Genomic DNA, 12,276 nt, shown 5'->3' with positions numbered 1-12,276 from the left:
GGGAGCAGGGATGATCTTCATCGTCGTCAAGTTCAAGGTGAAGCCGGAGTGGGCCGACCGCTGGGTCGAGTTCTCGAAGGAGTTCACCGAGGCCACCCGCGCGGAGCCGGGCAACCTGTGGTTCGACTGGTCCCGCAGCGTGGAGGACCCGCACGAGTTCGTGCTCGTCGAGGCCTTCGCGGACGACGGCGCGGGCCCGCACGTGAACAGCGACCACTTCAGGAAGTTCACGGCGGAGGCGCCCCAGGCGCTCGTGGAGACCCCGCAGATCATCAGCGAGCAGATCTCCGCCTCGGGCTGGAACCGGATGGGGGAGATCACGGTCGGCTGACCGTCCGACGGCGCGCCGCCGGCCCGGGAGCGAGGCTCCCGGGCTGTTGGCATGTGAAACCCGGCACGCCACAATGTGAGGCATGACCGCACGCGACACCGGCATGGCCTCCGTCCAGAAAGCCTTCGCCCTCCTGGACGTGGTCGCGCGGGACCCCCGCGGCGCCACGGCCAAGGACATCAGCACCGAGCTCGGGATGCCGCTGCCCTCGGTCTACCGGCTGCTGCAGACGCTCGTGGCCTCCGAGCACGTGGTGCACCTCCGGGACCAGCGCCGCTACGGCCTGGGCTACAAGCTGCACGCGCTCGACGCCTCGCTGCGCCAGCAGGTCGCGACCCCCGCCACCGTGCAGCGCGCGGTGCGGGAGCTGCACGGGAGCGCCGACGCCGCCGCGTACTTCGCGGTCTACCGCGGCGACGCCGTGGTGGTGGCGCACGTGGTCGACTCCCCGCGCCGGCCGCGCATCGACCCCATGGACTTCGGCTTCACGGGCGGCGCGCACGCCACGGCCTTCGGCAAGATCCTGCTCTCCCGCATGGACGACGACGAGGTGGCGGACTACCTCGGCCGCCACGGGATGCGCCCCCTGACGGACCGCACGCTCACCACGCCGGACGAGCTGGGGCGCGAGCTCGGGCGGGTGCGCGCGGAGGGCGTCGCCGTGGAGCGCGAGGAGTTCGTGCCCGGCGCCTCGTGCCTGGCCGCGCCGGTGGTCGACTCCGCCGGGCGCACCCTGGGCTCCGTGGCCGTGTCCCTGCGGCCCACCGACTTCGAGCGGCGGCACCGGGCGATCGCGCCGGTCCTGCGGGACGCCGCGGACCGGGTGGGACGGGCCCTGCGCGCCGCGGAGGGCTGCCCGGTCCGGTCCGCGACCGGCTGAGCAGCCCTCCGCCGGCCAGCGGCTACAGGTGGCGTCCCGCCAGCTGCTCGGCGATGTAGTCCGCCTGCCGGGTTGCCAGGGCCACGATCGTCAGCGTCGGGTTCGCCGCCGCGCCGGTCGTGAACAGCGAGCCGTCCGCGACGAACAGGTTCGGCACGTCGTGGGTCTGGCCGAACGCGTTGGTCACCCCGTCCTCGGGGCGCTCGCTCATCCGGGCCGTGCCCATGTTGTGCGTCGACGGGTAGGGCGGCGTGTGGTGCACGGAGGTCGCGCCCACGGACTCGTAGAGCAGGGACGCCTGCTGATAGCCGTGGTTGCGCATCGCCACGTCGTTCGGGTGGTCGTCGAAGTGCACGTTGGGCACGGGCAGTCCCAGGTGGTCCGTCACGGAGGAGTTGAGGGTCACCCGGTTGCTCTCCTGCGGCATGTCCTCGCCCACCACCCACATCCCGGCGGTGTTCTCGTAGCCGTCCAGCAGGGCCGTGAACTCCGGCCCCCAGGAGCCGGGGTCCACGAAGCTGGCGAGGAAGGCGGGGCCCAGGGAGATCGTCTCCATGTAGTAGCCCCCGGCGAAGCCGCGGTCGACGTCGTGCCGGGACTCGTCCGCCACGAGCCCGGCCATCGTCTCGCCCCGGTACATGTGCACCGGCCGGTCGAACTGCGCGTAGATCGAGCCCGTGGTGTGCCGCATGTAGTTGCGGCCCAGCTGCCCGGAGGAGTTCGCGAGCCCGTCCGGGAACAGCGGGGAGCCGGAGAGCATGAGCAGCCGGGGCGTCTCGATCGCGTTGCACGCCACCGCCACCAGCCGTGCCCGCTGCCGCTGGACCCGGCCCTCGCCGTCGACGTAGAGCACGCTGTCGACCAGGCCCTTCTCCGTGTGGGTGATCTGCACGGCGTGGCAGTCCGGACGCAGGTCGAGGTTCCCGGTGCGCAGGGCCTTGGGGATCTCCGAGACGAGCGTGGACCACTTCGAGCGGTTCTTGTCGCCCTGGAAGTTGAACCCGTCCTGGACGGACGCCGGCCGCCCGTCGTAGGGCTCCGCGTTGGTCCCGTAGGGGCCGGTCGCGTAGTGCCGGTAGCCGAGCTTCTGCGCGCCCGCGGCGAGCACCTTGTAGTTGTTGTTCGCGGGCAGCGGCGGCCGGCCGTGGCGGTGGGTGCTGCCGATCTTCTGCTCGGCCCGGTCGTAGTACGGGGCGAGGTCCTCCAGGCCGATCGGCCAGTCCAGGAGGTTGGCGCCGTCGACGCGCCCGTAGACGCTGCGCGTGCGGAACTCGTGGGCCTTGAACCGGGGCGTGGCCCCGGACCAGTGGGTGGTGGTCCCGCCGACGGCCTTGACGATCCACGCCGGGAGGTTGGGGAAGTCCCGGGCGATCCGCCACGACCCCGTGGTGGTGCGCGGGTCCAGCCAGGCCATCTGGTGGAAGGCCTCCCACTCGTCGTTGACCCAGTCCTCGCTGGTCAGGTGCGGCCCGGCCTCGAGGAGCACCACCTTGACGCCCTTCTCCGTGAGCTCGTGGGCGAGGGTGCCTCCGCCGGCTCCGGAGCCGATGACGACGACGGCGGAGTCGTCGTCGAGCTCGATCCGTGCGGCGCGCTGCTGGTCCTGGGGCGTGGTGGTCATGCGGTCTCCCCGTGCTCGATGACGTCCGACCCCTTGAAGAGGTCGCTGAAGGGCTGCTCGGTGGTCTCGGAGGCGCCCTGCTGGTCCAGGTTCCACCCCTCCTTGGGGGCCGCGGTCGCCACCGGGTAGCCGAGGGGCCCGCACTCGGCCAGCTCCTCCTCGGACTCCTCGACGCGCGGGTCGGGCAGCCAGTCGAGGTCGTCGAAGCCGCGGTGCAGGTAGCCGCCCTTCGAGAAGGACTCGCCCTCGTAGCCCAGGGCCTCCCACACCTCGTGGTCGTCGTAGAGGTGCAGCACGGTGGTGCGGCGGATGAAGCCGAAGAACTCGAGGTCGGCGATCCGCTTGAGCACCTTCAGCGCGGCGTCGTCGGACAGCTCCACGAACGGTGCGTCGCTGAGCGAGTTCAGGGTCAGCAGCCCCTGGGTCAGGGCCATCCGGAACCACGTGGAGTCCTCGGCCTCGGCGGCGATCTTCTCCGCCATCCGTTCGTACGGGCCGTCGGGGATCCGGGGGTGGGGGAACGCCACCCGGATGACGCGGGTGAGGGTGCGCTTCGCCTCGTCCGTCAGGGCGAGGGCGTTGAGAGCGGAGTACTTCGCGGGATAGACCATGGGTCTCCTCCTCGTCGGCGGTGACGGGTGTGTCTCAGAGTGTGAGCCAGCGCACGTCCGCGGGCCAGGTCCGTTATCGCAGGACGAGAATCGGCGCCCGTGAGAGCATGGGCCGACCGAAGGAGGCCGTGTGATCGTCGAACGACTGCCGGAGCACCTGCACGAGGACGCCGTGTCCCTGTGGGAGGAGGCGGGGCTGACCCGCCCCTGGAACGACCCGCGGGCGGACCTGGACCGGGCGCTCGCCGGCCCGACCTCCACCGTCCTGGCCGCCGTCGAGGAGGGGCGTCTCGCCGGCACCGCCATGGTGGGCCACGACGGCCACCGGGGGTGGGTGTACTACGTGGCCGTGCACCCGTCCCGCCGGGGCCAGGGGCTCGGCCGCGAGCTGATGGCCGCCGCCGAGGGGTGGGTGGCCGGGCGCGGCATCCCGAAGATGCAGCTCATGGTGCGCAGCACGAACACGGGGACCCGGGAGTTCTACGAGCGGATGGGCTACGCCGTCCAGGACACCGTGGTGCTCGGGAAGTTCTTCGACTCCGAGCGGCAGGCCCGGCAGAGCGGCTGAGCCCGGCTCAGCGCAGAGGGTCGGTGACGCCCTGGGGGCAGTCGTAGCGGGCGAAGTCCCAGGCGCTGCGGCGCGCCCCCGCCCGGTAGGCGCTGTCCCAGAACTCCAGGACGGCGCCGTGCGGATCGGGCAGCGCCCGCACGTCGTCGTAGCGCAGGACCGCGAGGTGGCTGCCGCCGCGCTCGCGCCAGGACGCGGCGGCCGGCCGCAGGGGCTCACCGGCCAGCCCGTCGGGCTCCGGGGCGGTGTAGGAGTAGAAGGCCGGTTCCGGGAACGAGGGGTCCCCGAACCAGAACCCGGAGCTGATGACCTCCCGGGAGTAGGCCTCCCGGGTGACGGGGTCCGTGCCGGGCGGGGGATCCACGAAGCGGTCCGCGAAGCGGGTCACGGCGATGTCGAACGTGTGCCAGAAGTGGTGCACGGGGCTGGTCTTCCCGGACCAGCCGGCCGCGAACTCCTCCAGCAGCAGGTTCACCTGGCCGAGGACCTGCCAGTAGCGGGTGACGGCGGCGGTGTCGTAGGCGGCGTGCTCGGTGTCGGCGCCGAACGGGCGCCCGGAGTCGGGCAGGTCGAACGGGTGGGGACGGGCGATCGTCACCTCCACCCCCACCGCCTCCAGGGCGTGCAGGACCCGGGCGTGGAACTCGGCGACGGACAGCCCCGGCAGGGCGAAGGAGTGCCGGGCCCCGGCGGCGGTGCTCACGTCGAGGCGGTGGTCCAGGAGGTCGAGGTCGACGGCGAAGACCGGGTCCCGTCCCATGGGACGGGTGGTGATGCCGCGGCCGGTCAGGTGGAACGGCACGTTCCACCAGTGGTTGCGCCGCGGCGCGGACGCCAGCCGCACCTTGCCGACCACCTGCGCGAACCGGTGGAGGGTGTCCAGGGTGTCCCGCCAGGACTCGTAGGGCATCTCGGGGAACGCGACGTGGGTCATGGTGCCTCCTGCGCCCCAGTGTGCTGCCCCACCGGGCGGTCCGTCCAGGGTGCCCGGGCCGCGGGCACGGGACCGGGGGTCCTCCCGGTGGGACACTGGGCGGGAACGATCCGGTGACGGCGCGGGGGTGGTCCGGCGGGGCCCCGTGCCCGACCCCGTGCCCGACCTCGTGCCCGACCCCGGGACCGACCCCGGGACCGACCCCGGTACCGAGGAGGAACGAGCTGCCCATGGTGCGATCCTCCGGCGACGGCCCTCCGTCCGAGCCGCTGGCCTGGGGCGAGCGGCGGGCCCGGTGGGTGCTGGCCGCCACCGTGCTCGGCTCGGCCCTGACGTTCATCGACACGACGGTGGTGAGCATCGCCCTGCCGTCCGTCGCCGCCGATCTGGGTGCGGGGAGCACCGGTCTGACCTGGGTGGTCAACGGGTACACGCTGACCCTGGCCGCCCTGGTCCTGCTCGGCGGCTCGCTGGGGGACCGGTACGGCCGGCGCCGGATCTTCCTGATCGGCGTCGGCTGCTTCGCCGGGGCCTCCGCGCTGTGCGGCCTGGCCCCGGACGTCACCGTCCTCGTCGCCGCGCGGGCCGTCCAGGGGATCGGCGGCGCCCTCCTGGTGCCGACCGCGCTCGCGATCCTGCAGGCCTCCTTCGCCCCGGAGCACCGTGCCCGCGCCATCGGCGCCTGGTCCGGGCTCACGGGGGTGGCCTCGGCCGTGGGGCCGTTCGCGGGCGGCTGGCTGGTCCAGACCACCTCGTGGCGGTGGGTGTTCCTGGTCAACCTCCCGGTGGCGCTCGCCGTGGCGCTGATCGCCCGCCGGCACGTCCCCGAGTCGAGGAACCCGGCGGCGTGCCCGCAGCTGGACGTGCCCGGCGCGGCGCTGCTGGTGGCCGGTCTCGGGGCGCTGACGCTCGGGCTGACCGCGGCGTCCGGCGACGACCCGTCGGTGCCGGCGGCGAGCGGGGCGCTCGCCGCCGGGGCCGTCCTGCTGGCGGCGTTCCTGCTCCGGGAGCGGCGTGCGAGGTCCCCGCTGCTGCCGCCCGCCCTGTTCCGCCGGCGCCTGTTCGTGGCGGCGAACGTCATCACCTTCGTGGTCTACGCCGGCCTGGGCTCGGTCTTCTTCGTCCTCGTCGTCGCCCTCCAGGTGGGGGCCGGGTTCTCGCCCGTGGCCGCCGGGCTGTCCCTGCTGCCCGTCACCGTCCTGATGCTGCTGCTCTCGCCGTCCGCCGGGGCCCTGGTGCACCGGGTGGGTCCGCGAGTGCCGATGACGGCCGGTCCGCTGATCGCCGCGCTCGGGGTGCTCCTGCTGGGGCGGGCGGGACCCGGGGCCCACTACCTCCTGGAGGTGCTGGTCCCGGCCGCGGTGTTCGGCGCCGGACTGACCCTGCTGGTCACGCCGCTGACCGCCACGGTCCTCGGCGCGCTGCCCACGGAGCAGGCCGGGCTGGCCAGCGGGGTCAACAACGCCGTGGCGCGCACGGCGGGCCTGCTCGCGGTCGCGGCGATCCCGCTGGTGGGCGGGCTCGGGGAGACCGGTCTCACCGACCCGGCCCGGCTCCGTGCGGGGTTCCCCGTGGTCATGGCGCTGTGCGCGGGCCTGCTCGCGGCGGGCGGGCTGCTGTCCGCCGTGGTCCTCCGCCCGCCCGGGGCGCGGGGCGGCCCGGGAGGCCTTCGCGCCACGACACATCCTTGACCGCCCGATCGGCGCGATCCTAGCCTGAAGCCCCTGGTGGCACGGCGGTGGGGTGCGGAGGCTGCGGGGCGCGGGGGCGTCCGAGGGCCTGGCGGGCCGCGAGGCCGGTGGCAGGGGTCATGACGTGCGCGTCCGCGCTCGTGCTCGCGCACCGGCGTCCGGCCGGTCCGACCGAAAGCAGTGGTGAGCCATGCGTGCTCCCGAGAACGACCACCGCCCCGACTCCGGCCCCGGTGCCCGCGACCGGAGGCGCCGGCGCACGCGCCGAGCGGGCTCCGCGCTGGCCCTGGCCGTGCTCCTGGCGACCGCTCCGGCGACCGGGACGGCCACGGTCGCCGCACCGGCGCCCGGCGTCCTCGTCACCGCCCAGGTGCCGCCCGGGCTCGAGGAGTTCTACGCCCAGCAGCCGGCCTGGACCCCGTGCGGGGCGGCGGCGCAGTGCGCCCTGGTGCAGGTGCCGCTCGACCACGAGAACCCGGCCGCAGGGCAGATCCAGCTGGCGGTCACCCGGGTGCCGAGCACCGACCCCGCCGCCCGGCAGGGCTCCCTGCTCGTCAACTTCGGCGGCCCGGGCGGTTCCGGGACGGCTTCGATCGAGGCGTGGGCGGCGGGTCTGGACCCGCAGGTCCGCGCCGCGTACGACATCGTGGGCTTCGACCCGCGGGGAGTGGGCAGCTCCACCGCGGTGGAGTGCCTCGACGACGCCGCCATGGACGCGAGCCGGGCCACCACGGTCGACCCCGACACCCCGGAGGGCCTGGCCCAGGCCGTCGCGGCGGCCGAACGGTTCGCCGCGGCGTGCGCGGCGAACACCGGCCCGCTGCTCGGCGAGGTCGACACGGTCAGCGCCGCCCGGGACCTGGACATCCTGCGGGCGGTGCTCGGCGACGACGAACTCGACTACCTCGGCTACTCCTACGGCACCCTGCTCGGCGCCACATACGCCGACCTCTTCCCCGAGCGGACGGGACGGTTCGTCCTCGACGCGGCCATGGACCCCTCCCTCGACGGCTCCGGGCTGATCCTCGGCCAGGCCGCCGGCTTCGAACGTGCCCTGCGCGTGTACGTCGAGACCTGCCTCCCGCAGGACGGGTGCCCGTTCGAGGGGACCGTCGACGAGGGGCTGGCCGAGATCGAGGCCCTGCTCCGGCAGGCCGAGGCGCAGCCGCTGCCGACCGCCGACGGTCGGCCGCTCACCGTGGACAATGCGGTCAGCGGGCTCATCAAACCGCTCTACGATCCGCGCATCTGGTGGTTCCTGACCCAGTCCCTCACGCTGGCCACGGAGCACGGGGACGGGTCAGGACTGATGCTCCTCGCGGATCTGGCGTACGGCCGGGGACCCGACGGCACCTACGCCAACTCCTTCGAGGCGAACATCGCCATCGACTGCCTCGACCGTCCCGAGGACGACGACCCCGCCGCGATGGCGGCGCTGGACGCGCAGCTGCAGGAGGCGTCCCCGACCCTCGGCGACTGGTTCAGCCACGGGGAGGTCACCTGCGGGGCCTGGCCGCACGAGCCCGTCGGCGTGCCCGCCCCGATCGACGCCGCCGGTGCCGGGCCCATCCTGGTGGTCGGCGGCACGGGGGACCCGGCCACGCCCTACGCGTGGTCGCAGGCGCTGGCCGAGCAGCTCGAGGGCGGGCACCTGCTGACCCGGGTGGGCGAGGGGCACGGATCCTACGCAAGCGGCAACCGGTGCATCGACGAGACGGTCACCGCTCATCTCCTCGAGGGCGTGCTGCCCGCGGAGGAGCGGATCTGCTGAGCCGGAGGGCCCGCGGCGGAGCGGGCAGAAAGCGGCCGGTACGAGATCGCCCCCGCACCGGCCCAGCCACCAGGGAAATCAGGAAGATCCGGCGGCCTCGCCCCATCCTACTGAGACGCCGGTCACGGATCACCCCTTGATTTTCCCGACCGCGTGCGAACCGGCGCGGACCGCCGCCGCCGATCGACCGGCAGGACGTCCGGCGGCAGCTCATGAAGAACCGTGACGGGCTCCGCGGCCGCTGCGGTGTGGTCCGTCTCCGCCCGGGCGGGACCGGCCGGCGTCCCCGCGGCGGAGCCCGGCGCGGGGCAGCCCCGGCAGCTGTCCCGCCAGGGACGCGACGAGGGCCAGGCCGAAGCCCGCGGCCTGGAGGCCCGTGAGCGTCTCGTCCAGCAGCAGGAGACCCAGGACCGCGGCCGTCACCGGCGTCAGCGGGATCAGCAGGGTCAGGCTCGTGGCCGGCACGCGCCGGCCGGCGTGGAACCACGCGGCGTAGGCAATGGCGCCGCCGGGCAGCGCCAGCCAGGCGTAGCCGAGCACGGCCGGCAGGTCCAGGAAAAAGGCACCGGTGTCCAGCAGGGGCACGAGCGGGGTGATCATCAGACCGCCCAGGGTCAGCTGCCAGCCGGTCGCCGCGAGCCCGCTCATGCCGTCGGGCAGACCCCACCTGCGGGTCAGGACCACCCCGGCGGCCATGACCGCGGTTCCGGCGAAGGCCGCGGCGAGCCCGAGTGCGTCCAGGATGACGGTCCCGGCGAACACGGCCACGGACACGCCCGCCACTGCGGCGAGGGCCCACAGCATCCGGGGCAGCGGCGTGCGCTGCCGGAAGGCCAGCAGCAGCAGGAGCGCTGCGACCAGGGGCTGGGCGGAGCCCACGACCGCGGCGAGACCGCCCGGCAGGCGGTAGGCGCCGAGGAACAGCAGGGGGAAGAACGCCCCGAAGTTGAGCAGCGCGAGCACCGCGAACCGTCCCCACCAGTCCCGCGGCGGCCGCTGCCGGGTCAGGGCGAGCAGCAGCAGCCCGGCGGGGAGGGCCCGCAGGAGGGAGGCGGTCATGGGCCGGTCCGGCGGCAGCAGCTCGGTGGTGACCACGTAGGTGGTCCCCCACACGACCGGCGCCACGGCGCCCAGGAGGATCAGCCGGGCACGACCGGCCGGGGCGTGGTCCACCGGCGCACCTCCGATCCGCTCCGCGCCCCGTCCGGGGCAGGATGCCCCGATCCTACGGGTCCGGCCCGGTGCCGACCGGAGTAGATTGCCACCATGGACATCCGCGGGGGGATCGTGAGCACGCTGTCCGTGTTCGTGCTGCTGCTGAGCGCCTGCGCCCCGGAGGGTGGCGGGACCGTGGCCACCGGCGAGCGCCTGGGCGCCCCGGCGGACGCCCCCGCCCTCGACGTCGAGGTCGTCGTGGACGAGCTCGAGCTCGCGTGGGACGTGGCCCGCACCCCGGAGGGGACCGTGCTGGTCACCGAGCGGGGCGGCCGGCTGCTGGCCCACGACGAGCAGGGCACGCGGGAGGTCGCGGCCGACCTGGACGACCTGTTCGTGGGCAGCGAGGCCGGGCTGATGGGCCTGGAGGTCTCCCCGGACTTCGGGCGGACCCGGGAGATCTTCCTGTGCCACGCGACGCGCACCGGGGACGGCCGGCCGCAGGACGTGCGGGTCACCCGCTGGCGGCTCGACGAGGGCGCCGCGGCGGCCGAGCGCACCGGGACGGTCGTCGACGGCCTGCCCATCAGCTCCGGCCGGCACAGCGGCTGCCGGCTGCGCTTCGTCCCGGACGGCACGCTCCTCGTGGGCACCGGGGACGCCGCGCAGGGCGCGAACCCGCAGGACCCCGACTCGCTCGGGGGCAAGACGCTGCGGCTGCACCCCGACGGCACGGTCCCGGAGGACAACCCGTTCGCCGACCGGGACGGGCCCGGGGCCGCCGTCCACACCCTGGGCCACCGCAACGTCCAGGGCCTGGCGGTGCAGCCCGGGACGGGCACGGTGTGGTCGGCGGAGCACGGCCCCGGCACCGACGACGAGATCAACGTCCTGGAGCCCGGCGCCAACTACGGGTGGGACCCGGCGCCCGGCTACGACGAGTCCGTGCCCATGACCGATCTCGAGGAGTTCCCGGACGCGCTCCCGGCCGCGTGGTCCTCCGGGCGCCCGACGGTCGCCCTCAGCGGGGCCGCCTTCCTCGAGGGGGACCAGTGGGGGGCGTGGGAGGGCGCCCTGGCGGTCGCGGAGCTGAAGAACACCGGCGTGGGGGTCTACCGGGTCGAGGACACCGCGGTCACCGGGCTGACCCGCATGGCGGAGCTGGAGAACGACTACGGCCGGCTGCGCTCGCTGACCCTCGACGACGAGGGCGCGCTGTGGGTCACCACCTCCAACGGCGACGACGACGCCGTCCTGCGCGTCACGGCGAGCGCCGGCGACTCCTGAGCGGGGCGCACGACACGCCGGAGGGCGCCGGTGCCGCCCGCCCGCCGGGCGGCTCCGGTTGACTGGCGCCTGACACCGTCCCCCGAACGGCCCCCGCGGAACGGTCCCCCGGTGACGCGGCCCCCGACCTCGTCACGATCCCCCTCCCGCACCCCCACCCCCCTCTCGGGCCCAGGGAGTTCCCCCATGCACCGCCGCACCCTTCTCGCGCTGGGCGCCGCCCTCGCGACCGTCCCCGTCGCCGCCCCGACGACCCCCGCACAGGCAGGAACCACGCTCAGCCCGAGCAGCACGACGCAGCGGCAGCTGGACGCCGCGATCCGCACGCTGTGGGCCGACTGGACGTCGCTGCTGCGGCACGACGCGGCCCGCGGCTGGTGGGCCGTCCGTGCCGATGCCCAGAACGGGGCCAACCCCTACGTCGCGGAGGGGCAGGGGTACGGGCTGATGCTCAGCGCCCAGCTGGCGCCCCTCGACCCCCGGGCCCGCGGCTACGTCGACGGGATCACCCGCTACGTCCTGGACCACCCCTCCCGGATCGACCCGGGCCTGCACGCCGCCGAGCAGGACGACCGCATGGTCTCCCACCACGGCCGGGACAGCGCCACCGACGGCGACCTGGACCTCGCCATGGGGTGGCTGATGGCGCACCAGCGGTGGGGCTCCGGGGGGACGTACGACTACCGACGGCTGGCCCTGAGCCGCATCGCCGCGATCAAGCGCTCCCTGATCTCCCCCACCACCGGGCTCCTCGAGCTCGGGGACTGGTCCAACGGGGCCTGGCAGAACGTCTCGCGCCCGAGCGACTGGATGATCGGGCATTTCGGGGCGTTCCACCGCGCCACGGGGGACGTGAGCTGGGCGGCCGTCTGGGGGCGGCACCTGGCCGCGGTCCGGCGCCTGCAGTCGGTCCACGCTCCGCGCACCGGCCTGCTCCCGGACTTCACCGTGGGCTCCGCCTCGACCATCGCCCCCGCCCCGGCCCACACCCTGGAATCCGGCCACGACCGGCACTACTACTACAACTCGTGCCGCGTCCCGCTGCGGCTGGGGGCGTCCCGGCACCCGGAGGCCCGGGCCGCCGCGGCCCGCATCTCCGGCTGGGCGCGGACGAAGTGCGGCGGTGATCCTGCCCGGCTGCCCTCCGGCTTCACCCTGGACGGAGCGACCCTGCCGGGCGGGGGCTACCAGGACCTCGCGTTCATCGCGCCCCTGCTCGTGGGTGCCCGCTGGGGCGGCGACCAGGCCTGGCTCGACGCCCTGGGCCGCTGTCTGGCGGCCCGCACGGAGTTCACGTCCTACTACTCCAGCTCGATCCAACTGCTGTCCATGGTGAGCGTCTCCCGCGCCTACGCCCTCCACCCCTGAGCCGGCGCGGCCCGCCGTCCGGCGCGTCGCCCCCGCCCGGTCGACGGCGGACCGTCGCC

General features: G+C 74.6%; 11 protein-coding genes. 7 read left to right on the top strand and 4 right to left on the bottom strand.

From position 1 onward, the window contains the following. The first annotated feature begins 10 nt into the window (after positions 1-10). Both EQG70_RS16130 and EQG70_RS16125 read left to right on the top strand, forming a co-directional pair. Positions 11-331, top strand: coding sequence for a putative quinol monooxygenase (locus EQG70_RS16130; protein ID WP_017834683.1), 321 nt, complete (start codon positions 11-13; stop codon positions 329-331). An 82-nt stretch (positions 332-413) separates the two neighbouring features. Beyond that, on the top strand, positions 414-1,211 hold the full coding sequence (locus EQG70_RS16125; RefSeq protein ID WP_017834684.1) for an IclR family transcriptional regulator: 798 nt from the start codon (positions 414-416) through the stop codon (positions 1,209-1,211). 22 nt (positions 1,212-1,233) lie between these two features. Here EQG70_RS16125 and EQG70_RS16120 read toward each other — a convergent pair whose 3' ends face one another. Continuing rightward, the gene (locus EQG70_RS16120; RefSeq protein ID WP_109268351.1) at positions 1,234-2,832 is read right to left on the bottom strand and encodes a GMC family oxidoreductase; all 1,599 of its coding nucleotides are present in this window, start codon (positions 2,830-2,832) and stop codon (positions 1,234-1,236) included. Next, the gene (locus EQG70_RS16115) at positions 2,829-3,443 is read right to left on the bottom strand and encodes a hypothetical protein (protein ID WP_017834686.1); all 615 of its coding nucleotides are present in this window, start codon (positions 3,441-3,443) and stop codon (positions 2,829-2,831) included. The genes EQG70_RS16120 and EQG70_RS16115 overlap by 4 nt, the downstream gene beginning before the upstream one ends. A gap of 130 nt (positions 3,444-3,573) precedes the next feature. On the opposite strand from EQG70_RS16115, the gene EQG70_RS16110 reads away from it, so the two are divergent. After that, positions 3,574-4,011, top strand: coding sequence for a GNAT family acetyltransferase (locus EQG70_RS16110; RefSeq protein WP_109268350.1), 438 nt, complete (start codon positions 3,574-3,576; stop codon positions 4,009-4,011). Between the two features lie 7 nt (positions 4,012-4,018). Here the strand turns inward: EQG70_RS16110 and EQG70_RS16105 are convergent, their stop codons facing one another. Beyond that, complete coding sequence (locus EQG70_RS16105; protein ID WP_095650270.1) at positions 4,019-4,945, bottom strand: DUF5996 family protein; 927 nt, start codon at positions 4,943-4,945, stop codon at positions 4,019-4,021. Between the two features lie 230 nt (positions 4,946-5,175). On the opposite strand from EQG70_RS16105, the gene EQG70_RS16100 reads away from it, so the two are divergent. Beyond that, on the top strand, positions 5,176-6,636 hold the full coding sequence (locus tag EQG70_RS16100; RefSeq protein WP_109268349.1) for an MFS transporter: 1,461 nt from the start codon (positions 5,176-5,178) through the stop codon (positions 6,634-6,636). A 190-nt stretch (positions 6,637-6,826) separates the two neighbouring features. Continuing rightward, positions 6,827-8,407, top strand: a complete 1,581-nt coding sequence (locus EQG70_RS16095; protein WP_109268348.1) for an alpha/beta hydrolase — start codon at positions 6,827-6,829, stop codon at positions 8,405-8,407. A gap of 210 nt (positions 8,408-8,617) precedes the next feature. Here the strand turns inward: EQG70_RS16095 and EQG70_RS16090 are convergent, their stop codons facing one another. After that, positions 8,618-9,580, bottom strand: coding sequence for a DMT family transporter (locus EQG70_RS16090; protein ID WP_109268347.1), 963 nt, complete (start codon positions 9,578-9,580; stop codon positions 8,618-8,620). A 93-nt stretch (positions 9,581-9,673) separates the two neighbouring features. Between EQG70_RS16090 and EQG70_RS16085 the strand changes: the two genes are divergently transcribed. Together EQG70_RS16085 and EQG70_RS18800 are read left to right on the top strand one after the other, a co-directional pair. Beyond that, positions 9,674-10,849 carry a PQQ-dependent sugar dehydrogenase gene (locus EQG70_RS16085; RefSeq protein ID WP_109268346.1) on the top strand — a complete coding sequence of 392 codons (1,176 nt, stop codon included), beginning with the start codon at positions 9,674-9,676 and terminating at the stop codon, positions 10,847-10,849. A gap of 186 nt (positions 10,850-11,035) precedes the next feature. After that, a complete protein-coding gene (locus EQG70_RS18800) occupies positions 11,036-12,217 on the top strand; it encodes a glycosyl hydrolase family 8 (protein WP_109268345.1) in 1,182 nt (393 codons plus the stop codon). Positions 12,218-12,276: the final 59 nt, after the last annotated feature.

Origin of the sequence: Kocuria rosea (assembly GCF_006094695.1) — a bacterium.
GTDB lineage: Bacteria > Actinomycetota > Actinomycetes > Actinomycetales > Micrococcaceae > Kocuria > Kocuria rosea.
The sequence above is the reverse complement of the archived record's forward strand: the minus strand, read 5'-3'. Positions and strand labels throughout refer to the sequence as shown.